Source organism: Streptomyces sp. NPDC000348 (genome assembly GCF_042898795.1).
In the GTDB taxonomy this organism is placed as follows: Bacteria; Actinomycetota; Actinomycetes; order Streptomycetales; family Streptomycetaceae; genus Streptomyces.
This window is the reverse complement of the sequence record NZ_JBIAZD010000003.1, coordinates 459,537-484,226: the sequence shown is the minus strand read 5'-3', so window position 1 is coordinate 484,226 and position 24,690 is coordinate 459,537. Positions and strand designations below refer to the sequence as shown.

General features: G+C 71.4%; 23 protein-coding genes, 1 tRNA gene and 1 pseudogene. 9 read left to right on the top strand and 16 right to left on the bottom strand.

Going from position 1 to position 24,690, the window contains the following annotated elements:
• Positions 1-395 precede the first annotated feature (395 nt).
• Together ACFY3N_RS09090 and ACFY3N_RS09085 are read right to left on the bottom strand one after the other, a co-directional pair.
• Positions 396-698 carry a hypothetical protein gene (locus tag ACFY3N_RS09090; RefSeq protein ID WP_390815938.1) on the bottom strand — a complete coding sequence of 101 codons (303 nt, stop codon included), beginning with the start codon at positions 696-698 and terminating at the stop codon, positions 396-398.
• 50 nt (positions 699-748) lie between these two features.
• Entirely contained in the window at positions 749-1,987 is a 1,239-nt protein-coding gene (locus tag ACFY3N_RS09085; RefSeq protein ID WP_390816070.1) for an IS110 family transposase, read from the bottom strand.
• A 488-nt stretch (positions 1,988-2,475) separates the two neighbouring features.
• Between ACFY3N_RS09085 and ACFY3N_RS09080 the strand changes: the two genes are divergently transcribed.
• Positions 2,476-4,770 carry a transglycosylase domain-containing protein gene (locus tag ACFY3N_RS09080; protein WP_390815937.1) on the top strand — a complete coding sequence of 765 codons (2,295 nt, stop codon included), beginning with the start codon at positions 2,476-2,478 and terminating at the stop codon, positions 4,768-4,770.
• Between the two features lie 209 nt (positions 4,771-4,979).
• Here the strand turns inward: ACFY3N_RS09080 and ACFY3N_RS09075 are convergent, their stop codons facing one another.
• Positions 4,980-5,444, bottom strand: coding sequence for a GatB/YqeY domain-containing protein (locus ACFY3N_RS09075; RefSeq protein WP_361741664.1), 465 nt, complete (start codon positions 5,442-5,444; stop codon positions 4,980-4,982).
• A gap of 103 nt (positions 5,445-5,547) precedes the next feature.
• Between ACFY3N_RS09075 and ACFY3N_RS09070 the strand changes: the two genes are divergently transcribed.
• From ACFY3N_RS09070 to ACFY3N_RS09060, 3 genes are all read left to right on the top strand, one after another.
• Complete coding sequence (locus ACFY3N_RS09070) at positions 5,548-6,489, top strand: metallophosphoesterase (protein ID WP_390815936.1); 942 nt, start codon at positions 5,548-5,550, stop codon at positions 6,487-6,489.
• Positions 6,490-6,544: 55 nt separating this feature from the next.
• Positions 6,545-7,330, top strand: coding sequence for a Pr6Pr family membrane protein (locus ACFY3N_RS09065; protein ID WP_390815935.1), 786 nt, complete (start codon positions 6,545-6,547; stop codon positions 7,328-7,330).
• 33 nt (positions 7,331-7,363) lie between these two features.
• A tRNA-Pro gene (locus ACFY3N_RS09060) sits at positions 7,364-7,437 on the top strand.
• Positions 7,438-7,532: 95 nt separating this feature from the next.
• Here the strand turns inward: ACFY3N_RS09060 and ACFY3N_RS09055 are convergent.
• Positions 7,533-7,824, bottom strand: a pseudogene (locus ACFY3N_RS09055) (tyrosine-type recombinase/integrase); the annotation flags it as partial.
• An 830-nt stretch (positions 7,825-8,654) separates the two neighbouring features.
• On the opposite strand from ACFY3N_RS09055, the gene ACFY3N_RS09050 reads away from it, so the two are divergent.
• Both ACFY3N_RS09050 and ACFY3N_RS09045 read left to right on the top strand, forming a co-directional pair.
• Positions 8,655-9,254 (top strand): TNT domain-containing protein, encoded by a 600-nt coding sequence (locus ACFY3N_RS09050; protein ID WP_390815934.1) that lies wholly within the window; start codon positions 8,655-8,657, stop codon positions 9,252-9,254.
• Positions 9,255-9,284: 30 nt separating this feature from the next.
• Positions 9,285-9,692 (top strand): hypothetical protein, encoded by a 408-nt coding sequence (locus ACFY3N_RS09045; RefSeq protein WP_390815933.1) that lies wholly within the window; start codon positions 9,285-9,287, stop codon positions 9,690-9,692.
• A gap of 170 nt (positions 9,693-9,862) precedes the next feature.
• Here ACFY3N_RS09045 and ACFY3N_RS09040 read toward each other — a convergent pair whose 3' ends face one another.
• Together ACFY3N_RS09040 and ACFY3N_RS09035 are read right to left on the bottom strand one after the other, a co-directional pair.
• The gene (locus ACFY3N_RS09040; protein ID WP_390815932.1) at positions 9,863-10,273 is read right to left on the bottom strand and encodes a PIN domain nuclease; all 411 of its coding nucleotides are present in this window, start codon (positions 10,271-10,273) and stop codon (positions 9,863-9,865) included.
• Positions 10,270-10,497 (bottom strand): type II toxin-antitoxin system VapB family antitoxin, encoded by a 228-nt coding sequence (locus tag ACFY3N_RS09035; protein WP_390815931.1) that lies wholly within the window; start codon positions 10,495-10,497, stop codon positions 10,270-10,272. Before ACFY3N_RS09035 ends, ACFY3N_RS09040 begins: the two co-directional genes overlap by 4 nt.
• 163 nt (positions 10,498-10,660) lie before the next feature.
• Here ACFY3N_RS09035 and ACFY3N_RS09030 point away from each other — a divergent pair, with 163 nt between their 5' ends.
• Both ACFY3N_RS09030 and ACFY3N_RS09025 read left to right on the top strand, forming a co-directional pair.
• Entirely contained in the window at positions 10,661-11,125 is a 465-nt protein-coding gene (locus ACFY3N_RS09030; protein ID WP_390815930.1) for a hypothetical protein, read from the top strand.
• A gap of 160 nt (positions 11,126-11,285) precedes the next feature.
• A complete protein-coding gene (locus tag ACFY3N_RS09025) occupies positions 11,286-11,993 on the top strand; it encodes a response regulator transcription factor (RefSeq protein WP_390815929.1) in 708 nt (235 codons plus the stop codon).
• Here ACFY3N_RS09025 and ACFY3N_RS09020 read toward each other — a convergent pair.
• Positions 11,954-13,618 (bottom strand): ATP-binding protein, encoded by a 1,665-nt coding sequence (locus ACFY3N_RS09020; protein ID WP_390815928.1) that lies wholly within the window; start codon positions 13,616-13,618, stop codon positions 11,954-11,956. The two genes, ACFY3N_RS09025 and ACFY3N_RS09020, sit on opposite strands and share 40 nt — an antisense overlap.
• A gap of 267 nt (positions 13,619-13,885) precedes the next feature.
• Between ACFY3N_RS09020 and ACFY3N_RS09015 the strand changes: the two genes are divergently transcribed.
• On the top strand, positions 13,886-14,239 hold the full coding sequence (locus ACFY3N_RS09015) for an SH3 domain-containing protein (RefSeq protein WP_390815927.1): 354 nt from the start codon (positions 13,886-13,888) through the stop codon (positions 14,237-14,239).
• Positions 14,240-14,316: 77 nt separating this feature from the next.
• On the opposite strand, the gene ACFY3N_RS09010 is transcribed toward ACFY3N_RS09015, so the two are convergent.
• From ACFY3N_RS09010 to ACFY3N_RS08970, 9 genes are all read right to left on the bottom strand, one after another.
• Positions 14,317-15,546, bottom strand: coding sequence for an ABC transporter permease (locus ACFY3N_RS09010; protein ID WP_390815926.1), 1,230 nt, complete (start codon positions 15,544-15,546; stop codon positions 14,317-14,319).
• Positions 15,543-16,265: an ABC transporter ATP-binding protein gene (locus ACFY3N_RS09005; RefSeq protein WP_390815925.1), complete on the bottom strand. Its 723-nt coding sequence runs from the start codon at positions 16,263-16,265 to the stop codon at positions 15,543-15,545. Before ACFY3N_RS09005 ends, ACFY3N_RS09010 begins: the two co-directional genes overlap by 4 nt.
• A complete protein-coding gene (locus tag ACFY3N_RS09000) occupies positions 16,262-17,590 on the bottom strand; it encodes a peptidoglycan-binding protein (protein ID WP_390815924.1) in 1,329 nt (442 codons plus the stop codon). The genes ACFY3N_RS09005 and ACFY3N_RS09000 overlap by 4 nt, the downstream gene beginning before the upstream one ends.
• A gap of 2 nt (positions 17,591-17,592) precedes the next feature.
• Entirely contained in the window at positions 17,593-18,165 is a 573-nt protein-coding gene (locus tag ACFY3N_RS08995) for a hypothetical protein (RefSeq protein WP_390815923.1), read from the bottom strand.
• A gap of 259 nt (positions 18,166-18,424) precedes the next feature.
• Positions 18,425-18,976: a Pycsar system effector family protein gene (locus ACFY3N_RS08990; RefSeq protein ID WP_390815922.1), complete on the bottom strand. Its 552-nt coding sequence runs from the start codon at positions 18,974-18,976 to the stop codon at positions 18,425-18,427.
• A gap of 84 nt (positions 18,977-19,060) precedes the next feature.
• On the bottom strand, positions 19,061-20,494 hold the full coding sequence (locus ACFY3N_RS08985) for a DUF4407 domain-containing protein (protein WP_390815921.1): 1,434 nt from the start codon (positions 20,492-20,494) through the stop codon (positions 19,061-19,063).
• Positions 20,487-21,560, bottom strand: a complete 1,074-nt coding sequence (locus ACFY3N_RS08980; RefSeq protein WP_390815920.1) for a hypothetical protein — start codon at positions 21,558-21,560, stop codon at positions 20,487-20,489. The genes ACFY3N_RS08985 and ACFY3N_RS08980 overlap by 8 nt, the downstream gene beginning before the upstream one ends.
• A complete protein-coding gene (locus tag ACFY3N_RS08975; RefSeq protein ID WP_390815919.1) occupies positions 21,557-23,818 on the bottom strand; it encodes a hypothetical protein in 2,262 nt (753 codons plus the stop codon). Before ACFY3N_RS08975 ends, ACFY3N_RS08980 begins: the two co-directional genes overlap by 4 nt.
• Positions 23,811-24,569 (bottom strand): hypothetical protein, encoded by a 759-nt coding sequence (locus ACFY3N_RS08970; protein WP_390815918.1) that lies wholly within the window; start codon positions 24,567-24,569, stop codon positions 23,811-23,813. Before ACFY3N_RS08970 ends, ACFY3N_RS08975 begins: the two co-directional genes overlap by 8 nt.
• Between the last annotated feature and the right edge of the window lie 121 nt (positions 24,570-24,690).

Sequence of the window (24,690 nt, the reverse complement as noted above, 5' to 3'; positions counted from 1 at the left end):
TCACCGCCGCCAGTTGAGGACGTTACGGAAGGTGGGCACGGCGCAACACCCCCAGCGGGCCCAATCTTGAATGGCCCGAACGGACTATGGGTAAGCGGCAGATCACCCGGGGGAGTGAGGGGGCGACATACGCGGCCAATCCGGCATTCCAGGTCAGTTCAGTTGCGTCACAACGGGCACCGCATGACACAGGAGGCGGATCCGGACACGGACTCAACACTCCTCGACAGACACGCGTACGAAAAAAATCGAGGAGATCCGGAACGATTCGGGGTCGCCGGACGTATTGATACGTGGCCTCACTGCTGTGACAGTTGAGAGCAGCTTAGGCCAAGGCATATACGCTTGTCCGGCGAATGAGAACGTAGACACCTCACGTTGCTATGCCGTCAAGTTCAGGGGATGAGTCCTCCGTTCACGGCGCGGTTGTAGAGGCGCTGGTGCCACTCGTTGGCGTCGGGCGCAGGGGCAGCCGTCAGGACGGGGTTGGGACCCGTCTCGATGAGGTGCAGGAGCGTCCAGGCGACGCCGTAGCAGTCGTCCGGGCCGAAGCAGGAGACGAGAGCCTTGGCTTCCTCTCCCGTGACCGGCTTCGCAATCGCTTCTAGTTGCGCGACACGCCTGTCGATCTCTTCTTCGCTCGCATCCCAGTCGGGAAGCGGGCCGTCGGTAACGAACATCTGCACTTCGGGTCTCATGGCCGAATGATCGGCTGCCTTCACCAATGCGGGCAAGGCGTCTTGGCTGGTCAGGCTGCCGCTGCCTCGGCGAGCGACAGTGAGGGAAAGGCCGACTGCTCGTCGAAGAGCTCTCGCTTCTGGAGGCAGTGGTAGAGCTGGCCGATCATGCGGTTGAAGAGGTTGCGCTGGGCAGCCGCGTGCCAGTCGCCTTGTTCGCGTCGGCGCCGGTAGTGGGCGTTGGCTCCGGTGGATGCCCGTAGGGAGGCGAAGGCCCAGAGGTAGCCGGCGTGGTTGAGGCGGTCGTTCTTCACCCAGCGTCTGGTGATGGCGGACTTCTTGCCGGAGGCGCGGGTGATGGGTGAGGAGCCAGCGTAGGCCTTGAGGCCGCGGGCGTCGGCGAAGCGGGTGCGGTCGTCGCCGATCTCGGCCAGGACGCGGGCGGCGAGCTGGATACCGAGGCCGGGGAAGCTCAGCAGGATCTCGGCGTCCGGGTGCTGAGAGAAAGCCTCCTCGACCGCTTCGGCGAGCTGGTCGGCTGCGGTGCAGGCCGCGTCCAGCTGGATGAGGAGGGCGAGCATCTGCTTGCCGAGTGCGTCTTCGACCAGCGGAGGCTGGTGAGCCCACTCGCCCCGGAAGACCTCGCGGAGGCGCTCGGCCTCGGCCTCGATGCCACGCTGGCGGCCGGCTCGCTTCAGGGCGGCCTGGATCTGGGTGCGGGTCAGCCGCGCGGCCCGGGCCGGGGTGGGGGCGGTCTTGAGGAGCTCGCGGGCCTCGGGACGGCACAGGCCGTTGGTCCAGGCAGCGAAGGCGGCCAAGGCGGCGGGGTAGTACTCGCGCAGCAGGGACCGAAGCTGGTTGGCGAGCTGCTGCCGGTTCCACAAGGAGTCCTGCTGGGCCCGGGCCAGGACGGCGATCGCGCGGCCAAGGTCGCTGTCGTCGGGCAGTGGCCGGTGGGCGTGCATGTCGGTGCGCAGGATGTTGGCCAGGACCAGGGCGTCGCCAGGGTCGGACTTCTTGCGCGAGACGGAGTGCCGGTCGCGGTAACGGGCGGCGGCCATCGGGTTGATCGCGAAGACCTTGCGTGTGCCGGTCCGCAGGACCGCGACGAGCAGGCCGCGGGAGGTCTCGATCGCGACCGGGATCGGGTTCTCCTCTGTGTCGCCGTACTCGGCGAGCAGTTCCAGCAGGATCTTGTAGCCAGCCGCGTCGTCGGTGATGTGCCTCTTGGCCAGCAGCTGGCCGGTGTCGTCGACCAGGGCGACGTCGTGGGTGCGTTCCGCCCAGTCGATTCCGCAGTAGATCAAGATTCCCCTCCCCAGAGTTCGGCGTGTGCGCTGGTCACGAGCGCATGCGGGCCACGCAGCGACCTAATCCCAGGCCTCGACCGCAAAGCGGTCGGGCCGCCACCTCACTAGCCGTTCGTGGCACCAGCGCACCCCACGGGCCTCGGTCTGCGCGGGAGCTCAGACGGCTCGGGCGTTTGGAGAGATCTCCGTGCGGAAGGCTCGCACCATGAGCACCAACGAGTGATCAAGCGGTCAGTACTGACGGTGGTGGCGGCCACGAGGGCGCCGAGCGTCGCCGCTCTGGGAAGAGGCAACACTGCCTGGTATGGGAAAGGCATCCGCTCGGCGCCCACGCGGCCGCCGCCACCATTCGCACCAGACCGCGCACCGATCTACGTTGAGGCCTCCGTGGGGCCCGGCTGCACCTGGATGTCACGGTCTGGTACTCGAACGCTCCGAGAAGCACCCGCTCCTGCAGAACGCTCATAACTACGGATTAGGCTGCTCCCATGCCAAAGAAGCGCTCGGGTGGTGGTCTGTCTCCCACGCAGCAGGCCGCCAAGTTCCTCGGTGTCAGTGTCCTCGCGGGGGCCGTCATGGCCGGCATCGCGCTGCCCGCCGTGGGCGCGCTCGGCCTGGCGGCCAAGGGATCGGTCGAGAGCTTCGACGAGCTCCCGGCCAACCTCAAGACGCCGCCGCTGAGTCAGCGCACCACCATCCTCGACGCCGACGGCGGCCAGATCGCCACCGTCTACTCGCGCGACCGCACGGTGGTCCCCCTCAAGGACATCTCGCCGTACCTGCAGAAGGCGATCGTCGCGATCGAGGACTCGCGCTTCTACGAGCACGGCGCGGTCGACCTCAAGGGTGTCCTGCGCGCGCTCAACGCGAACGCGCGCAGCGGCGAGGTCTCCGAGGGCGCCTCCACCCTCACCCAGCAGTACGTGAAGAACGTCTTCGTCGAGGAGGCGGGCGACGACCCGACGAAGGTCGCGCAGGCCACCCAGCAGACCATCGGCCGCAAGATCGCCGAACTGAAGTACGCGATCCAGGTCGAGGAGGAGCTGGGCAAGAAGAAGATCCTCGAGAACTACCTGAACATCACGTTCTTCGGCCAGCAGGCCTACGGCGTCGAGGCCGCGGCCCGGCGCTACTTCTCCAAGCCCGCCAAGGAGCTGAACCTCCAGGAGTCGGCCCTCCTCGCCGGCATCGTCCAGTCTCCGAGCCGCTACGACCCGGTCAACGACGAGGCGGAGGCGAAGCGGCGGCGCAACGTCGTGCTCCAGCGGATGGCCGAGGTCGGCGAGGTCTCGCGGGAGCAGGCCGCCGAGGCGGCGAAGGCCCCGCTGGGCCTGAAGGTCAGCAAGCCGAAGAACGGCTGCATTACCGCGGTCGACGACGCCAGCTTCTTCTGCGACTACGTGCGCGAGGTGTTCCTGAGCGACCCGGTCTTCGGGAAGACCAAGGCCGACCGGGCGAAGATCTGGAACCAGGGCGGCCTGACCATCCGCACGACGCTCGACCCGCAGGCGCAGGCTTCGGTGCAGCAGTCGCTGAAGAGCCACGTCTACCAGTCGGACTCGGTCGCCGCGGCGTCCACGTTGGTCGAGCCCGGCACCGGCAAGATCGTCGCGATGGGCCAGTCGAAACCGTACGGCTACGGCAAGAACGAGACGGAGATCAACTTCTCGGTCGACTACGCCATGGGCGGCTCCAACTTCGGCTTCCCGACGGGTTCCACCTTCAAGCCGTTCGTGGCGGCGGCCGCGCTGGAGGAGGGCAGGCCGGCGACGCAGTCCTACTCCGCTCCGTACCAGATGCCGTACCCGGCGACCGTGCGCGGGTGCGGCAAGCCCTGGGTGAACGACAGCGGCTACAAGCTCGAGAACGAGAACGAGTCCGAGGTGGGGCCGTACGCGCTCAAGGAGGCGATGGCCAAGTCGGTCAACACCTACTTCGTGCAGATGATCGAGGACATCGGCATGTGCCCGGTGGTGACCATGACCGACAAGCTCGGCGTGGTGCAGGGCAACGGGAAGAAGATCCCCGAGGTCCCCTCCTCGATGACCCTCGGTTCCACCGGCCTCTCGCCCCTCACGATGGCGAGCGCGTACGCCGCCTTCGCCTCCCGGGGCATGTACTGCACGCCGATCGCCATCGAGTCGATCACCCAGAAGATCGGCAACCAGCAGAAGTCGCTCGAGGTCCCGAAGTCGACGTGCTCGCGCGCGATGAGCGAGAAGACCGCGGACACGGTGAACACCCTGCTGCAGGGTGTGGTCGACTCCGGTACGGGCCAGGAGGCCGGCCTCAGCGACCGCGCCAACGCCGGTAAGACGGGTACGACGGACGAGCGCAAGAACGCCTGGTTCGTCGGCTACACGCCGAACATGTCGGGCGCCGTCTGGGTGGGCAGCGCGAGCCAGGAGGTCGAGATGAAGAACATCACGATCGGCGGCCAGTACCACTCGCTCGTCTTCGGTGGCGCGGTCCCGGGTCCCATCTGGAAGGACGCCATGACCGGCGCCCTGTCGGGCAAGGAGTCCCCGTCCTTCAACCTCGTCGACATCCCGGACGGCCAGAACCGCGGCGAAGGCGACGGCGACGGCGGCGGCGGCGGCAACAGTGACGACGACGGCAACAACGGCGACGGCGGTCTCGTCGGCGGCCTGATCAGCGGCGGCAACGCCAACGGGGGCGGCAACGGCACGGGGGGCACGGGAGACACCGAGCCGGATCCGACGTTCTCCATCCCGGAGGGCTTCATCCGGGGGGCGGGCGAGGGCCCCGGGGGACGCGGCTGACGGTCCCGGCCCGACACGTCGAACGGCCCCTCCCCCCACGGTCGGGGGGAGGGGCCGTTCGACGTCGTACGACGCACGCGCGAGGCGGCGGGAACGGCCTCGGCCGACCGTGCGGGGCACCGGAGCCCCACGGACCCGGCCGAACGCACGCAGCGCCGGTGTCACCGGCACAGCCGACCATACGCCGCACACCGCACCGGAGTTGCAGGTCAGCCGGCCAGCAGCTTCTTCACCGCGGCGGCGACCCGGCCGCCCTCCGCCTGCCCGGCCACCTTCGGGTTGACGATCTTCATCACGGCGCCCATGGCCCGCGGCCCTTCCGCACCCGCCGCCTTCGCCTCCTCCACCGCCTGGGCGACGATCGCGTCCAGCTCCTCGTCGGAGAGCTGCTTGGGCAGGTACTGGGCCAGCACCTCGCCCTCCGCCTTCTCCCGCTCGGACTGCTCGGGACGGCCACCCTGCGCGAAGGCCTCCGCCGCCTCGCGGCGCTTCTTCGCCTCGCGGGTGATCACCTTCTGCACCTCGTCGTCGGAGAGCTCGCGCTTCTCCTTCCCCGCGACCTCCTCCTTGGTGATCGCGGCGAGCGTCAGCCGGAGCGTCGAGGAGCGGAGCTCGTCGCGCTCCTTGATCGCGGCGTTGAGGTCTTCCTGCAGCTTCGACTTGAGCGTGGTCATGGCTAGATTGTCGCAGGTGCGCGAGGCGGAACGCCTGCTGATTTAAGGCCCGCCGTGTCCACGGGCGTTCGGAGCGCCCGCTCGGGTCTGACACGATGGGCACATGCGCGCGCGATACGGAATCCCCCTGGGAATCACGGCGGCCGGCGCCGCCGGGCTGCTCTACGCGGCGGGCTTCGAGGCCCGCTCCTTCCGCCTCCGACGGGTGACCGTCCCCGTCCTCCCGTCCGGGATGCGCCCCCTGCGCGTGCTCCAGGTCTCCGACATCCACATGGTCGGCGGCCAGCGCAAGAAGCAGCGCTGGCTGCGCTCCCTGGCGGGCCTGCGCCCCGACTTCGTGCTCAACACGGGCGACAACCTGTCCGACCCCGAGGGCGTGCCGGAGGTCCTCGACGCACTCGGCCCCCTGATGGAGTTCCCGGGCGCGTACGTCTTCGGCTCCAACGACTACTACGGCCCCAGGCTGCGCAACCCCGCCCGCTACCTGATCGAGAAGGTCCAGGGCCGCCACGGTCTGAACGGCAACGCCCCGGAGGTCGACGTGGTCCACAACCCGTGGGAGGACCTGCGGGACGGCTTCGACGCGGCCGGGTGGCTGAACCTGACGAACACCAGGGGCACGCTGAAGATCGAGGGCACCTCGATCGAGCTGACCGGCCTGGACGACCCGCACATCAAGCGCGACCGGTACGCGGAGGTCTCGGGCGGCCCGTCGGACGCGGCGGACTTCTCGATGGGCGTCGTCCACGCCCCGTACCTGCGCGTCCTGGACTCCTTCGCGGCCGACGGCTACCCCCTGATCCTGGCCGGCCACACCCACGGCGGCCAGCTCTGCATCCCCTTCTACGGCGCCCTGGTCACCAACTGCGACCTGGACACGGACCGCGTGAAGGGCCTGTCCACGCACACGTCCGAGGGCCGCACGTCCTACCTCCACGTCTCCGCGGGCTGCGGCGCCAGCCGCTACACCCCGGTCCGCTTCGCCTGCCCCCCGGAGGCGACGCTGATGACCCTGGTGGGCCGCGAGCAGGGGATGGCCGGGTAACCCGTCCGGCCCACCCGCATCGCCCCGGGCCGGACGTCCGCCCACGCTGGGGTGCATGACCGCCCCGATACCCAGGGACCTCCCGGACATCCCCGCCCTGCCGCGCACGCACCCGGCGTCGGCCGCCCTCTTCGCCCCCGCCAGAGCCGTCGTCCCGCTGGTACGCCGCCCGCTGACAGCGGCATACCGCCTGCTCCTGGCACTGCTGGCGGCGGGGGCGGTGCTGGTGGAAACCCTCCTCGGCAGCCCGGCCCGGGTCCTGAGCCACTTCGCGGTCCAGAGCGCGATCCTGCTGGCCCTGGTCATGCTCGCCTCGGCCCGCCGCACCTGGAGCGCCCGTCACCCCCTGCCGGGCGCCCTCACGGGGGCGGCCCTGCTGTACGTGATCATGGCGTCCCTGACCCAGCACGTCCTCCTGGCGGACCCGGCCCCGCGCCTCGCGACGACCGGCGCCGCGGCCGGACCCTCCTGGCTGGAGCCGCTCGCCGCCCACACCCTGCACACGGTGCTCCCCGTCGCCGCGGTACTGGACTGGCTCCTCCTCTCCCCGCCGGCCCGCCTCCGCCTCCGCCAGGCCGCCACCTGGCTGCTGTACCCCTTGGCCTACCTGGCCTTCACCCTGGCCCGGGGCGCCCTCCTCACCGGCTCCCCCGCCCGCTACCTCTACCCCTTCCTCGACGTCGCCCGGCACGGCTACCGGCACGTCCTCGCCAACGCCCTCCTCCTCGGCCTGGCCCTCTACGCCCTGGCCGTCCTCCTCGTGGCCCTGGACCACGCCCGCCCCAACCCGGTCCGCCCCCGCTCGAAAACCGGATTTCGTCTCCGGCCCCCGGTGGGCTAAAGTAAACGTCGTCGCCGCGAGAGCAGCGGCAATCGGGGTGTAGCGCAGCTTGGCAGCGCGCTTCGTTCGGGACGAAGAGGTCGTGGGTTCAAATCCCGCCACCCCGACAGAGAAACACCAGGTCAGCCAGGCTACTCACATGAGTAGCCTGGCTGATCTGCTTTGTGCGTGTCTATCTGCGTGACTACCGGTTCCCGCGTGTCTACGGCCGCTGCGGATCAGCGCCGAAGATCCCGTCCATGACCACGGCGCCGGTCTGGATCACGGGCCGGATCTGCTTCCGGTAGACCTCCTCGGTCACGGCCGTCCCGGAGTGCCCGACGAGCCGGGAGATCACTTCCAGCGGGACGCCGCGGTCGGACAGCAGGGACACGAAGCCGTGCCGGAGCTCCCGGGGCGTCCAGTCGTCGGCGTTGATCCCGTCGATGCCCTTGAGCGCCTGGCGGAAGGCGCGGCGGACGTTGGCCGCGCAGTGGCTTGCCCACGGCTCCTGCCTGCCCGGTTGGGCCGTCTCTGGGCCGTCCGAAGCCGCTCAGCAGTGGCCAATGACGACCGACGACGGCCACCAGGCGCGCGAACCCACCACCCCTGACCGGCAAAAACCCAGCTCACCAAGATCTCCGACAAGCCCCAGGACAAGAAGAAGCAACGCGACACCAGCAAGCCCTCGCCCTGCGAGTTCTTTGCGGGGCGGGGGCTTGTTCGGTGGGCCTGGCCGCTTCCCTGTTCCTCGCCGGCTGCGTGGCTCGGCGCCCACAGCGGGGAATCCGCGCGCAGCTTGTTGTGATCTTCGGCGAGCCGGCTGTCACCTGCGCCGGGGACCTTGTCATGACCCCGGCTTTCGGTGGCCCGCACGGCTTATGGGGCCGTGATCAGCCGCGGCAAGGGCAGCTTCCGCCCGGGATCGCTCCGTCGGCCCTCGGGGTCCCTCGCCGGTTGAGCCCTCCGTGTGAACCGAGGCATTCGTTCGGACGCAGCCGCGGCACGTCCCTTCGCGGTCGCCCCTCCTCGCGGCTTCAGTGATCCCGTCTTTTCGGATGATCCGTGGCCGATGCCCGGCAATCGGCCCCCTTCGGGAGGTTCAGTGAAATCGTCAAGGTGGTGGGCCGGCGTCGTCTCCGCGGTCAGCCTGTCCGGTTTCCTCGTCATGGGCGCTTCAGTCTCGTCGTCCGCGACCGCGGCCGACCACGACGGCAGGACGGCAGCCGTTCGGCAGGCCCGGCCGGACACGTCGGCATCTGCGGCATCCGCACCGGTCGGACTCGTGGCGCAGCCCGGGGACGGGCAAACCGGGTCCGGTGAGCCACGCGCGTGCAAGGGCCTGGTGCCCTACCCCATCCCCGCGGCCTACCGCCCGTACTACTTCTGCGGCGACTGGCGGCTCGGCCCCAGGCAGTTGCCGACCCACGGGCCGGTGGGAGCCATCGTCAAGGGCTACAACCGGCTCGGCGGCCTCACCGCCGTGGAGTTCCTGGACCGCTGGTGGAATCCGGCCGCCGATTCGGGCCAGGGCGACTGGCGCTATCCGCCGGACGACGGCTTCGCGCACGACGCCCAGGGCGCTGTGATCGCGGCGCCGTTGGTGCTGCGCGCGAACCAGAACCTGCTGCTCGACCGCTTCGGCGCCGAGGCGGGCCGGTTCCTCGCCCCGGCAGGCACGAAGTACGGGCTGAGGGCGCTCCCGCCGTCCAGCCTCAACACCATCGACCCTCGCTACCCGTACGACTACCACCTGTACCGGCTGGCCAAGGACGTCACCGTGTGCGCGGGGCCGCAGGCCCCGGCGTTCGAGCAACCGGGCACGGGCACCCAGTACGTGACCTCGAGCTCGTTCTGCCCGAGCATCCCCCGCACCAGCGTGGCCGACCTGGTGAACAACGGCACCCTCGTGCGGCTGAAGACCACGTATCCGTCCCGGTCGTGACCGTGTGGCCCGTGGTGGGAGACTGGCTCCATGGACCGGTTCGAGCTGTGCCGCGCGCTCAGGTCGGCCGGCGTCCCGGAGGCGTACTACGAGATCCAGGGCTGTCCCCACGGGCCGCACATGACCGATCGCTACTTCCTCGAGGAGCGCGGCGGCCTGTGGGCCGTGGGGGTCCATGAGCGCGGCACGCGCGAGGTGTGGGAACGGTTCACGGACGAGGACCAGGCATGCCGTTGGCTCCACGACCGCCTGACCGACGAGGGACCGCGGCCCGAACCGCCCACTCCGGAGGAGATGGATCAGCTCCTGCACGGCGGTGACGGCATCCAACGGCGGGCCCGCGAGGCGCTGGACCGGGCCCTGACCGAGGCCCGCGGCCGGACCACAGAAGAGCCTCGCCCCGACGACGGTCGTACGCAACCCCCGTCGGCGGGATGACCCGGCGCCCGGCCTCGCCCCGGTGACGAAGAACTCGGGAGGAGGCGGCCGAGGTGTTCACGGGTGCCGACGCGCGAACAGCCGGACTTTCTCGGACCCGTCCACAGACGGGGCCTGGCCCAGCCCGAGGCCACCGGTTCGCCCAGCAGAGCCCTCCGGCTCTTCCCGCCTCAGCCCTTGAGGTCGATCATGCGGACGGGTTGCCCGGTGGTGCGGGCGATGGTTTCGAAATCCCGGTCGTAGTGCAGCAACGTGAGCCCTGCTTCTTCTGCGGCTGCGGCCACGAGAAGGTCCACGGCTCCGGCACTGCGATGCTCACCCTTGGCGGTGAGCTCACGCTGGACGACTCGGGCGCGCCGGTAGACGCCGTCGGGCATGGGGCACCAAGTGAACTGGTTCAGTCGCCCCTGGATGGCCTCACGGCCCTTCTCGGAACGTGCGGAGTAAAGAACCTCCAGTTCAGTGAGGTCACACAAGGCGACCAGGCCGGCGGCCATCCGCTGCTCCCACTCCGCGGTCACCTGACGCAGCAGTACGCGAGCCAGAGCCGATGTGTCCACGAGGTAGTCGGGCACGCTCACCGGGCGGAACCACCTCGATAGGTGCGCTTGTCCAAAAGGAGTTCGGCGTCGAGGGCGCCCTCGTCCGCGAGGTCCTGCAGTTCGTGCAGAGCGCGCAGGCGGCGATTGCGGGCCACGATTTCACGCAGAGCGGTGTTGATGGTGTCCCGCTTCGTGGAAGTGCCCAGCTCCTTCGCCGCGGCCTCCAAGGCGTCGTCGTCGAGGTCGATGACGGTTCTGCTCATGAGCCCCACCTCCATATACATGGAAAGATATATCAATATACCTGATCCAATGTATCTCCGAGGTCGTGGATCCGGGGTCACTCCGGCAGGTCGGGGCGCGTCGTACCGCTTCCGGAGGCGGGTTCTGGTACCGGAACGCGGGGATGCGTGATCGGCTTGGGGCATGGAGACCATCATCGCCAGTGGCATAGCCGTCCTGGGGACGCTGCTCGGTTCGGGGATCACCCTGGCGTTCCAGCAGCGCACCACCGACAGGAGTCACCTGTTCACCCGCCGGGAGAAGCTCCGGCAGGAACGGCTCGACGCCTGCTCCGCCTACGCCGGCGCGCTGATCGACTACCGCCGGTGCCTGGTCCACCTCTGGTTCTGCGAGCACGAGCAGCCGCCGCCGGAGGACCCCGACACGGTGCGGATCCGCGCCTACGACCTGCGCTCACGCGCCCAGGAGGCACTGTTCCGGGTGCAGCTGCTCACCGATGACGAGACGCTGGGCCGGGCCGCGGAGAAGGTACTGGCCGACATCACGGCGCCGGCCGGGACGGACGGCAGGACCGAACTCGACGCTGCCCGGGTACGGACCCGGGACGACATCGGCCGACTGGTCCGAGCGGCCAAGCAGCACCTCTGAGGCGCTCACGGCCACGCCGGTTCGCCTCCGGTGTGCGCGAGAGGAGGGCCACGGGCTCCCGCGAGCCCGGTGTCCGGCGCGCGGCCGGGCGAAACGGCACGTCGTCACGGGCCGTGTACTACCGTGCGGGAGTACGCAGGATCTCGCTGGGGGAGAAGCGGTGAGCGCTCGGATTCTGGTGGCCGAGGACGACGAGAAGCAGGCCCGGCTGGTCCGGATCTACCTGGAGCGGGAGGGCAACGCGGTGCAGGTCGTGGGGGACGGCCGGGCGGCGCTGGAGAAGGCCCGCTCGTCGAAACCCGATCTCATCGTCCTCGACGTGATGCTGCCGCTGGTCGACGGGCTCGACGTGTGCCGCATCCTGCGGACCGAATCGGATGTCCCCATTCTCCTCCTCACCGCCCGCACCACCGAGGAGGACATGCTCCTCGGCCTCGACCTGGGCGCGGACGACTACCTCACCAAGCCCTACAGCCCCCGCGAGCTGACCGCGCGGGTGCGGGCGCTGCTGCGCCGGTCGCGGAAGGCCGCCGGCCCGGCGGAGCCCGTGGTGCTGCGGGTCGGCGCGGTGGTGCTGGACACCGCGCGCTTCGAGGTCCGGGTGGCGGGGCAGCCCGTGGCCCTCACCGCCAAGGAGTTCGCCATCCTGGAGGCGCTGGCCCGGGAACCGGGCAGGGTCTTCACCCGGGCGCAGATCATCGAGCGTGTCTTCGGCTTCGACCACGGCGTGCAGGAGCGGACCGTCGACGCCCATGTGATGAACCTGCGCCGGAAACTGGAGGCGGACCCCGGGCACCCGCGCCACCTGGAGACGGTGTACGGCCGGGGCTACCGCCTCAACGACGGTCCGGGCCCGGCCTCTTCCTGACGCCCGCCCCCCGGAGCCATCGGCAGCACGACGGTGAAGGTGGTGCCCGCCCCGACCGTGCTGCGCACCTCGATCGTCCCCCGGTGGTCGGTCACGATCTGGCGGGCGATGGACAGGCCCAGGCCGCTTCCCCCGGTCGCCCGGCCCCGGGACGCGTCCGCCCGCCAGAAGCGGTCGAAGAGGTGCGGCAGGTCCTTCTCCGCTATCCCCCTGCCGGTGTCCCGCACCTCCACGACGGCCAGTTCGCGCCGGGGGACCAGGGCCAGGGTCACGCTGCCGCCCGCCGCGGTCGCCCGCAGCGCGTTGCCGACCAGATTGCCGACGACCTGGCGCAGCCGGTCGGGGTCGGCGGTCACGAACGCGGGCCCGGCCGCCTCCACTTCGAGCGCGACACCCGCCGCCTCGGCCTGGGCGTGGTGGGCCGTGCGAGCGGCTTCCAGCAGTTCCGCCAGGTCGACCTCGGTGGGGTGGTAGGTGAGCGCACCGGCCTCCGCCAGTGCGAGGTCCTGGAGGTCATCCACGATCCGCTGCTGCAGCATCGCCTCCTCGTGCAGCGAGGCGAGCAGTTCGGGGGTCGGTTCGACGACGTCGTCCCGCAGGGCCTCCAGATAGCCGCGCAGGTTGGCCAGCGGGGTGCGCAGTTCGTGCGCGATGTCACCGATCAGGCGGCGCTGGCGCTCCTCACCGGCCTGGAGGGAGTCGGCCATGCGGTTGAAGGCGCCGCCGAGCTGGGCGATCTCGTCCCGGCCGGAGACGGGGACCCTGCGCTCCAGGTCGCCTTCGCCGAGCCCCTTCGCGGCCAGCGTCATGGCCCGGACGGGGCGCAGTACGGCCCTGCTCAGCAGCAGGGCGCCGAGGATGGCGGCGAGGGCGACCCCCATCGCGACGGCCACGGTGGGCGCGGCGGCCAGGGTGGGGGGTGACTCGTCGCGCACGCCCAGGCGGATCTCCAGGCGGGGCGGGGCGACGGACGCGGTCCGTTCGCCGAACACCCGCTGCAGGCAGGCGGCGGGCCGCGGGTCGGTCCCGCACGGCTGGACCGCGTCGACGTCCTGCGGCATCGGCGGGTTCGCCCCCGGCTTCGGCTCGTCGCACTGCGCGGGCCGCCGGTCGGGGCTGATCCTGGGCATCCCGACGTCGTCCGCGGTGGCCGTCGGCTCCGCTCCGGCCCGGGTCAGGCAGGACGCGTACGCCACGGCCGCGCGGTAGTCGGCGATCGCCGTGGCGGTGAGTTTCACCGCGGTCCGCGGCGCGCGGCCCGCCGGGAGGCGCAGGACGGGGCGCGGGTCGACCAGGACCGCGGGCCGGCTGCTCGGCGCGCGGGGGTCCCGGCCGGCCAGGGCGTCGGAGTCGGCGAGCAGGACGTCCGTCTCCGTGACGACCCGGATGCGCTGGCCGGTGTCGCGGGAGAGTTCGGCCACCGTGGGTGAGAGCCCTTCCCAGGTGCCGTGCGCGAATCCGTACGCGCGCAGGGCGCCGGTGATCCGGGAGACCTCCTGTTCGCCGGCCGTGACGGTCTCCTGGACCTGGCGGTTGGCCTGACGCAGCGTGAGCCAGGCGGTGGCGGCGGTGGCGGCCAACGCCACCAGCATGAGCATGCCGAGGACGCGGAGCCGGAAGCTCACCGTTCCCCCTTCGATCGTTTCCGGAATTCAAGAGGGCGTCATCGGCCAACGCCCATCAGGAATGTCTCATTCCTATCGATTTGGTGATTTCGGGCCCCTCATGGGCGAAAAGCAGCCACTCGATGACGGAATCATTTCTTCACCTCAATTCCGATGTAACCGTACATACGGCCGCTCGCATCCCCGCTGATGCAGAGGCCGCCGCTTTCGCCCCGGCCTCGTCCGGCGGCGGTCGCGGCACTGTCAACACCACACAGGGGGTTCATCATGAAACGTCTTGCGGCACTCGTACCCGTGCTCGCCGCCGCCGCCGTGGCGGTTCCGCTGTCGCTGGCGACGCCGGCCGCCGCACACGCCTCGTGCGGCACCACCGTCTCCGACAAGGACGGCAGCTCGTGGGGCAAGACGGCCAACGGGGCCAACGAGCGCAGCGGTTCCAGCACCAGCTGCACCATCAAGGGCGTCGCCTACAACACGCAGTCGCTGGACTACCACTGCTACACCGTCGGCAACGACGGCTACACCTGGACGTACGTCAGGAACGACGCCACCGGTGTCACCGGCTGGATCCGTGACGACCTGCTGAGCGACGGCGGCAGTTACGTCCACTGCGGTTTCTGACGGCTCCTTCGCAGTACCGGGCACGACGCAGTGACACGCGCCGCCGGGTGGCCCCGAGGGGGGACGCCCGGCGGCGCTCACGTGCCGGACAGCGCCTCCGTCGGGGAGAGCCTGCTCGCGCGGACCGCCGGGTACAGGCCGGCGATCACGCCGATGGCCAGGGTCGAGACGATGCCCGCCAGGCTCGCCCACGCGGGGACCACCGTCGGCCAGTCCCGGCTGAGGGCGTACCCCGCCGTGATCAGCGTCCCGAGGACCGTTCCGCCCAGGCCGCCGATGAGGGACAGCAGCAGCGACTCCGTCACGAACTGGGTGCGGATCTGGCCCCTGGTCGCCCCGAGGGCGCGCCGCAGGCCGATCTCGGGACGCCGCTCCAGTACCGAGATGACCATGGTGTTGCCCACGCCCACGCCACCGACGAGCAGGGCGACCCCGCCGAGGCCGAGCAGCAGCCCGGTCAGCGCCGACTCGGTGGCCTCGCGGGCCGCGAGCGCGTCGGAGGGCCGTGAGATCCGCACCTCACCCGGCTTCTCCGGGTACGCCGTGGCCGGGAGCACCGCCCGTACCGCCGCGACCCGGCTGTCCTCCGCGCGGACGTACACCGTCGACGGGTGGCCGTCGAAGCGCAGATAGGTCCGGGCCGCCGGCCATCCGACCAGGGCGGCGCCGTCCAGTTCCGGTGCCAGCGGTACCGGATCGAGTACGCCGATCAGCGAGAACCAGCGGCCGCCGAGCCAGACCCGGGTGCCGGGCGTGTACACGTCGAGCCGCTGGGCGGCGGTGGCGCCGAGCACCACCGCCGGGTACGCGTCGGTCGCGGAGTCCAGCCAGCGCCCCCTGCGGACCTGTCCGCCGACGGCCGGCAGGAGATCGGTGCCGGCCGCGAGAACGGTCAGGGAACCGGTCCGGCCGATGGGGATGTGGTCGTTGCGGTAGACGTGCGCGTCGACCGCGCCGGTGGCGGCCACCTGCCGCACCGGTGGGATGCGCCGGACCATCGGGACGGCCTCGTACGGCAGCCGGGCCTTCTCGCCCGTCAGCGACTCGCCCGGAGCCACCCGCAGCAGATTCGTGCCGAGGGCGTCGAGCCGCCGGTCCACCTCCGCCTGTCCGGAGCCGGAGATGCCGACCACCGCGATCATCGCGGCGACGCCGATGGCGATGCCGAGCGCCGAGAGGAAGACCCGCAGCGGACGCGTCCGCAGACCCGTCCCGCCGAGCCGTACGACGTCCGCGGGCCGGAGCCGGGCGGCCCGCAGCCGGCCGTCCGGGTCCCTCCCCGGGGAATCAGGGGCTCTGTCCGTCATCGGGGCACCCCGATCGACGGGCCGGCCGACGTGTCGGCCGCCGTGTCGGCGACCAGGCGTCCGTCGCGCATCTCGATGCGTCGCGGAAGCTGCTCGGCTATCTCACGGTCGTGCGTGATGACCACGACGGTGGTGCCGGCCGCGTGCAGTTCGCGCAGCAGGGCGAGTACGGCCGCGCCCGACGCGGAATCGAGGTTGCCGGTCGGCTCGTCCGCGAGCAGGACCGAGGGTTCACCGACCACGGCACGGGCCACGGCGACCCGCTGCCGCTCGCCGCCGGAGAGCTGGTGGGGCAGGTGCCGGACGCGGTGGCTGAGTCCAACCCGGGCCAGCGCCGCCGCGGCCTCGGCCCGGCGCCGCCGCATCGGGACGCCCGCGTAGAGCAGTCCGTCCGCCACCGAGTCCAGGACGGGGACGCCGACCGCGAGGTGGAACTGCTGGAAGACGAAGCCGATCCGGGTGGCCCGCAGCGCGGAGACCTCGCGGTCGGACAGTCCGGCCACGTCGTAGCCGTCGACCAGGACCCGGCCCGAAGTGGGCCGGTCGAGGCTGCCCATGAGGTTGAGCATGCTGGACTTGCCGGAGCCGGACGGGCCCACCACCCCGACCAGTTCCCCGCGTCCGATCCGCAGGCTCACGTCGCGGACCGCGGCCACCGGGCCCGGATACGTCTTCGAGACGGCGTCGAACTCGACGACGGCCCGAGATCCGCCGCTCATTCCGGAATCCTCACCTTCAGTCCCGCGCGCACCGCGGAACCGCTCACTTCCACCTTGCCGTCGGCGAACAGTCCGGTCTTCACGGCGATGAAGTCGCCGTCCGCCGTCTCCAGCCCGTGACCGCCCTCCGCGAGCGCCACCAGTGCGGCGACCGGGACGGTCAGCACGTCCTCGGCCTCGCGGCCGACGTACTCGACGGTGACGGGACCGCTCTCCAGCCGCCCCACGGACTTCTGGTCCTCGATCGTGACGGTCACCGGCACGGTCGCCGCGCCCTGCCCCGAACCGTCCTCGCCGGAACCGCCCTCGGGCGCACTGGCCTGCCGGCCCACCGACGCCACCTCGCCGCCCACGGTCCTGCCGTCGGGCAGCCGGACCCGGACGGCCGTGCCGCGGACGGCCCAGGAGGCGTCGGCGGCCGAGGCGTCGACGACGACCTTGCGCGCCGTCCCGGTGTACGTGAGGGCGTTCCCGGCGACGGCCTCGCCGAGCCGGACGCCCGGCCGGCCGATGCGCACCTTGCCGGCGGAGTAGATGACGTCGCCGATGCCGACCCTGCCCGTCTCGGGCAGCCCGAGCGACTTCTGCCACCGTTCGACGGCGTCGGCGGTCTTGGCGGTGAAGGTCTCGTCCACCGTGAAACCGGTGTAACCGAGTGCGGCCAGGTTCGTCTCGAACTGCAGGACGTCCATGCCCTCGAGCTCCGTCGTCGTGGCGGACCCGGCCCCGGACGGCGTGGACGCCGACGACGCGGACGGGCTCACGGCGGCGGTGTCGCCGGTCCCGCCGGCCGTCTTGCCCCCGCCGGAAGCCGCCTCCCCGTCCGCGGCTCCGGTTCCGGGCGCGGCGCCCGTCCCGTCCGCGGCCCCGGCCCCGGACGCGGTGGTGGTCAGCCCCAGGTCCCGGTACATGGGCAGCGACCCGTACAGCAGCACCACCGGGCGGTCGTCGACGCGCAGCAGCGTGCCGCCGCGCTTCACCACGGCCCCCGCTTCCGGCAGCCCGGTCACGGTTCCGGTCGCCTTGACCGGCAGGGGTATCTCCGTGCCGTACCCCAACTGGCCGTCCACCTGTGTGCGTTCGGTCAGCGTGGCCCGGGTCACCGGGACCAGCGAGCCGGCCCGGGGCGGTGCGCTCGGGCCCTCGTCCCCGCCGCCGCCGAGGCCCAGGGCGCCGACCACGGCGACCGCCGCCACGACGGCCACGGCCAGGGCGATCAGCGCCGTACGCCGTCCTCGTCCGCCGCGCGGGGGCTCGGAGGCCGTCCCGGCCGCGTCAGCCGCGTCAGCCGCGTCATCATCGGGTTGCGTCACCGTGTCCGTCACGGTCAGCCCTTGCCGGGGCCCGCGGACTCCGGAACACCCACGATCGGCCCGCAGATCCGGATGGCCCGCTTCGCACCGGCGGAGCTCTGGTCCCACTCACCCTGTCCGAGGCCGTCGGGGCCCGGGTCGGGGAAGTCGGCGGCCCCGTTCTCCTGCATGCACTTCGCGTACCGCTGCTTGACCTCGATCTGCTCGGCGGTGAGCTTGGACTGGTTGTCCTTCTCGATGCTCTCGGGCACGGCCGCCAGGTGGTCGGCGCACTTCTCCGTGGCGGCCTGGAACTTCGCGTCCTTCTTCAGGTCCCGGTTGTCACCGAAGTCGATGTTCCCCTTGTCGTCCGGGTCCGGAGCGTCGACCCCGTTCTCCCGCAGGCACTTCACGTACGCGCGCTGCGCCTGCACATAGGCGGCCACGTCGTCCCCGCCGCCCTGCGCGTCCGAGCCGGCGGACCGCGTGGCCGCGCCGCCGCTCGCGGCCGTCGGGATCTCCGGCTCGTCCTCGTCGCCCCCGCAGCCGGTCAGCGCCAGCGCCATGACCGAGGCCGCCGCGGCCAGCAGTACCCGATTCACCCTCACCGGTTCTCCCGCTCTCCCGTCGAACCCGTCCGCGGACGCGGCGGGCAGACCGACCGTAGGACGGAGTCGATGAAGAACTCTTGAAGAACCTGTCAGCCGGCCGTGACCGCCCGGACGGCGGCGTGCGCGGACACCCGGCGCGGCCCCGAGCGGGACGCGGCGCGGAAGAGTGCGCGCGTGGTACCGGGGCCGGCACAGTCGTCGTCCGATCCGGGAGACGCGCCGCGAAGGGGTGACGGGCACGCACGCCATGCGCGGATCAGGTCGACGCCCCCGTCGCGATGCCGAGCAGGGTGAGGACGAGGAAGGCCGTGCTCCACATCAGGGCGTGGCGTATGCAGCGGTATTTGGTCCAGGCGGTCCGGGACAGGACCGCCAGCTGGCTGAGGTCCCGGGACAGGGGGTCGGTGCGGCAGACCGTGTGCTCCAGCTGCGCGACCGACATCACGAGCCTCGCGTCGCCGAAGTAGTGGGTCCGGGAGTAGTGGGGGTTTCCCAGCCGCGGGGTCACGGCCAGGCCCAGCAGGACGAGTGCCGGCACACAGGCCGCACAGCCCGTCCAGAGGAGGAGCTGCGGGACGACGGCGTACTGGCGTGGGGCGAGGACGCCGCTGCCGACCGCGCCCAGGAGGGCGGTGAGGGCGGCGCCCAGAAACGCCAGCATGAGCCCGGCCTTGTTGTCGGCCTTCACGAGCTCCTCCCGGGCCTCGGACAGCAGGACTCTGGCGAGCTTCGCACCGTGGTCGGCCGTTGTGCCGGTGTCCGGGTTCGGAACCGGGGCCGGTTCGGGGTCGCCTCCGGGTGTGGTCATGGTTTTCCTCCGTTCCGTCGGTGTCGAAAGGCCGCCCCGACGGACGGGGCGGCCGTGGCGCTGTTCCTGGTGCGGGCGGGTGCGTCAGACGGTCGACGAGCGGCGGATCTCGTCCTCCAGCGCGTTCACCGCCTGCCGGACCCGGATGTTCATCGCCGCCGTGTGTTCCCGGAACGCCGCCTCCGACTCGGCCCGGTGGCGCCGCACCTCCTGTTCGATGGTGTCCTGGGCGATCTCGATGTCCGCCATGGCCCGGCGCTCGGCGAGCCGGACCTCCTCGTCGTGGATCCTGACCGCGCTGTTGCTCGCGCTGGTGAGCATCCGGTCGTACGCGGACTCGCCGCTCAGGTACTTCACCAGTACCGGAAGGACGTCGAGGAGGACGAACAGCAGGCGGACCAGCCAGATGCCCAGGAACAGCACCGGGTTACCGGCCGCGAGCTCGTCGAGCGCCCGCATCCGTTCCAGAACGCCGATCTCCTTCTGCTGGGCGCGTTCCTCATCCAGCCGCCGCTCGATGCCGTCGGCCCGCGCCTTGAGGAAGTCGCCGCGCGACACCGTCTGTTCGGCCTCGATCTTCGAGATGCGGCTGTTCATCCCGGCCAGCCGCTTCTCGTTCCCCTCGGTGTGGTGGGTGGTCCGGTAGTCCTGTGCCTTGTCGCGCAGGCGCAGGCACTCGGACGTCCGCTGGTACAGGCCGGTGCCGGCGATGCGGACCAGCCGTCGGCACTCGTCCCGTACCTCGGAATCGAGGGCCTCCAGCCGGGCGGTGTCCCGGTCCACCCGCTTCTGCAGGGCGGCGGCGTCCGAGCGCAGGGCGGCCAGTTCCTCGGCCCGTTCGCCAGGGGTGTCGCCGAAGGAGAGGACGTACGTACTGTCGCAGTCCTCCGGGATGACGGTCTGTGTCGTGGACGGTACGGGGTTGCAGCGGACCAGGTTGGTACGCAACCGGTCGATCGCGTCCGTACGTTCGTCGGCGACACGTTCCTCGATGGCCGTCTGGAAGATGCGCAGCACCAGGGGCTCGGCGATCACCATGCCGAGCAGCAGGGCGATCAGCAGGCGCATGAGCAGCGGCCCGACCCGTCGCCGCGCGTTCGGCTGGGGAGTGACCAGCCAGCGGTCGAGGTTGAGCACGAACAGCATCCAGATGACCGTCGGGAGCAGGGCCACGACGGAGACCCTGCCGAGCGCCTCGGTCGCGAAGTTCCACATGGAGAACGCCGCGATGACGGAGGTGCCGAGCACCACCCCGCCGAGCGCCGTGTACTTGCTTCGCTCGTATCCGACCTTGGCGAGCAGGTCCTCGTCCACGCCGGTCAGGGCTCGCAGCCGGCGGGCGGCGTCAAAGCCGGGGACGGAGTGAGGGCGAGGCCGGGGGCCGGGGGTGCGGGTGGTGGGTCCGTTCCCGCTGGTACGGGCCGTGGCCCGGTCGTCGGCGGTGCCGGCGTGGGCGGCGGCCTGGCCGTCCGCCCTGCCGCGGGTCGTCGTCGCCCGGTATGTCAGGGAGTCAGTCAACGAGATCGTCCTCGTCCCTGACGAAGCCGCCCTGTGCGTCGCGCGAGCCGTCCCGGCCCGTCGCGGTGCGGCCGGACCGGGTCCGTCCCGGCTCGACCATGGGGGCCGTACCGGCAGCGGTTCCCACGGCGGGCACGGCCTGGCCCCCTGTCTCACGCAGCACCTGTTCCAGGACCTGGTGGTAGTCGACGTACTCGCTGCCGCCCATCTGCCGCAGCAGCGTCAGCAGCATGTCGCGGCGCATCTGCGTCTCCGCCGTCTCCCGCGCCTGCGCGTGGGCGCGCTCCGACGTCTCCGCCTTGTGGCGGCGGGCCGACTCCTCCTCGGTGGCCCGGTGGATGCGGGCCGCCGCCTCGGTGACGTCGATCTCCTTGCGGGCGATGCCGAAGGCGTCCACGTGGTCGGATCCCTGGGAGAGCAGGTCCGCGATCCGCAACGCGTCCTGGGTCTCGAAGTCACGCTGGCCGCGCTGGAGTTCCCAGGAGCGCCGCTCGTCGCGCAGCTTCTGCTCCCAGTCCCGCAGGTCGTCCGACGCGTGCACCTCGGCGCTGACGAACTCCACGCTCATGCCCGCGACCCTCGGCGGCACGATGGCGCTGTAGGCGGTCACGCGGTGGCTGACCTCGGTCCGTACCGCGTTGACCTCCTCCACCCGGTGCCCGGCGCTCACCCGCGGCAGGTCGCTGTCGCCCATCAGGTAGGCGCGCAACGGCACGGTGACGTCGATGATGCCCTGCCGGGCGATGACGGTCGGGTCGGTCACCTGGCACGTGAAGGACGCCCGCACCGTGAAGTTGTCCGCCTCGCTCACCGACGGAAGGGTGCGCTCCACCTCGACCAGGCGCGCCCGGGTGTCGACCAGGCTGACCGAGGAGGCGTCGAGGACGTCGGGGTGGGACGGGTCGAACACCATGCCGTCGGGGAACGGGCGGTAGTTCCCGCCGGTCCGGAAGACGTAGACCGCGCCGGCCGGCAGCTCCGGCACGTCGTCGCGACGGCGGCGCCGAGACCACCAGGTGCCCTGGACCGTGGCCAGGATGTGCTCGGCGATGACCGGGTAGTTCACTTGCTTCGGCCTCCTTCGGCGGAAGTGGGGGGAAGGGTGGATATGAGGGACGCGGTGGAACGCCGGGGGTCCGCCGGCGGCCGGCCGCGCAGTGATCCGAGGAGCACCTGCGCCAGTTGGCGGGCGCCGGGGATCGCGTAGTCGGGGTGCTTCAGGGCGATGGACAGGTGGTGGCACAGCGCGGCCCACTGGCGCCCGCTCATGGCGTCGCGCATCGCCTCGCCGAGTCCGCGGACGGCGCCGGTGACAGACGGGTCGTCCCGCAGCTGCACCAGCGTCCTGCACAGCGCGCCGACCGCCCGGCCGCGGTTGCCGCTGTGCAGGACGTCCGCCCACAGGGAACCGAGGTGCCGGGCACTGTCCGGGACGGTGCGCAGGAGTGCCGCGGTGACGGGCTCGGGCGTCTCCAGCCGGGCGGCCTCCAGCAGCTGGACGACGGTGCGCAGCGCGACCGACCGCTCCCGGGACCCCGGCGCCGACCCGGCGACCACGGTCCGCAGATACCGGAGAATGAACAGGACGCGCTCCGGGTCCTGTTCGGCGGTCTGCAGCAACAGGACCAGCGAACGGCGGGCCGAGAACGCGACCCGCTCCCCGCGCTGCGTCAGGAACCAGAGCCGGTTGAGCGCCTCCAGCCGGTAGAGGGAGCCCAGGCGGCCCGTCAGTGCCATGGCCGCCGTGACGGCACGGCCTTGGCCGCTGTTGTCCGTCCAGCTCAGGACGATGTTCAGGGCCTGCGGAGCCAGATGCTCCACGTCGCACATGAACTGGAGCGTCAGCGCGGCGGTGACCCGCTGGTTGGTGAGCCCTTCGGACCACACCTTCAACAGGTTCTCGTCGACCTCGACGAGAGCGTGCCCGGCCAGGAACGCCACGCCGCGGGCCACCTCGGTACGGGTGTCCAGGTCGCCCTGCAGGGCGAGGTCGCCCAGCCACAGGCGCAACGGGTACCAGAGCTCGTAGCCGTACAGGTCGTGCAACTCCGCGATGACGAGCTCCCGGACGCGCGGCGAGGTGAAGACCAGGCGCCGTTCGCTGCGCCCGGCGTCCCGGCCCGGCCCGGGCCGGTGCTCGGTGGTCACGAGTTCCACCGCCCGTTCCTTCCACCGGGCCCGGGACTGCTGGGCGACGGCGCCGCCCGGCGGCGTGACCGCCTCGCCGTCCGTCTCGGCGACCGGCGTCTCGCCGCTCTGCTCCCAGTTGCGCACATGGGCGACGAGGGCGGCGCACTCCTTCTCGAACGTCCGCTCGGGAATGCCCTCCAGGAAGGCCAGTGCGGCGAGCGGGAGCAGGTCGTCCGCGGACGGCTTGCCGCGGAACCACTCCTCGACCCGCTCCCGGTACCGGTCCCGCAGGATGTCCAGCGCCTTCTCCGCACCGTCCCGGGACAGGGCCACGGCCGCCTCGACGACGTCCCTCGGCCGCCGCTGCTCGCCGACCCGCTGCAGCAGTTCCCGTTCGGTGTCCGGCGTGAGGTCCGTGTGCGGCAGCTTCTCCCGGCAGTGGCCGAACAGCTCCACGGGGTCCGGGGCCCGCCACGGCACGCAGTGGTCCCGCAGCGCCAGCCGTCGGCGAGCCGTGTCGCCCGCCGTGATCACCAGGTACGACCCCTTGCGGCCCAGTTCCTCGCTCAGCCGCTTGATGTCGTAGGCCTGCACGGCGTGGTGGGCCGGCTCCCCGACGTAGTCGAGGATGACGTATCCCTGCCCCTGCTTGAGGTCCCTTGACGCGGCGAGTTCGATGAGGGCGTTGGCGGGCGAGAGGCTGCGCAGCCTGGCGTCGTCCCCCAGGATCTCCCTGAGCAGGGCGAGCGAACCCGCGCCCCGGCCGCAGCTGTCCTGACCGGTCAGCACCACGAGGGCGTTCTCGCGCAGCTTGCCGAGCGCCTCGTCGAAGCAGGGCTGCGGGGGCAGGTGGAAGCGCAGGGCCCGGTCCGCCTCCCCGGGCTCGATGGTGCCGGGGGCGAGGCCCGGGGACGGGACGGCACCGAAGCCGAACGCCGCTCCGGCGGCGTCGACGACGCCGTAGAAGTTGTTGTTGACGAGCTGGTGGACGCGGCGGAGGTCGTCATAGCCGCGGTCGTCCTCCTGCCGTTCGTCCGGTTCTCCGCGCTGCTCGGAGGGCCTGTCCGGGTCCGGTTCCCCGTCCCCGGCCGACGGTGGGCCGTCGTCCTCCGGTACGGACGGCTCGGGGTCCTGACCGGGTACGGGGGTGGACGGTACGTCCGGCCCGTCGTCCGTTTCCGTGCCGTCAGCCACCGACGCTCCCGAAGCCGAAGACGGCACCCCGGGCGTCCACCGGGCCGGCGATGTTGGTGACGTTGATGTGGTCGCCCCGGTACTGGTTGCTGATCCCCGTCCCGCCCGCGGCGGCCGGCTTCTGCCGGTCCGCCGCGGGCTCCCCCGGCACCGGGGCCGCGCGCTTCCCCGACTGCGCGGCCCCGGGCTCGCGCGAGGCCGCGGCCGGCGCGTTCGGCGCGGGCACCCACAGCCAGGCCGTGGCCTCGTACTCCTTCACCTGGACGGCGACGCGGATGAAGTCCTCGGGGAGCAGGGTGGTGTGTCCGCCCGCCACCGTGGACCGGAAGACGTCGTCGGACAGCAGCAGCACCAGGTCGGCCCCGGGGTGCGCGGTCAGGGCGTCGTAGAGCGGACGCGCGTTCAGCAGGCGCGCCGTGGCCACCACGGCCGAGCCGGCGAAGCCGTTGTCGGCCGGCTCCACCAGGCCCTGGTGGATGACGGTCCGCAGCCGCATGCGGGACTCGGGGACGCGCTGGACGTTGTACTCGCGCAGCTCGGCGACGAGATGGCGGACGTAGTCGTCAACCAGGCGCGGCTCGGTGCCGTCCTGGGGCCGCACCGCCAGCTGTTCGTCGCCCTTGCGCTGGATCCGCCACTGCGCGCGGTCCAGGCCGGCGCCTCTGGCGGCGCGGTCGAGGAGCCGCGGCAGGTCATGCTGGAGTTCGGACTGCCTACGGTCGTTCTTGCTGCCGTAGGACTGTGCGTCCACGGCTATACAGGTGCAGGGGCGGAACCCGGACCAGTCAACCACCCGATCGTTCCTCTCTGGACAGGCAAGGGGCGGACGCGCGCGGACAATGCGCGGTCGACGCCCATGAGGTGCTGTTCGA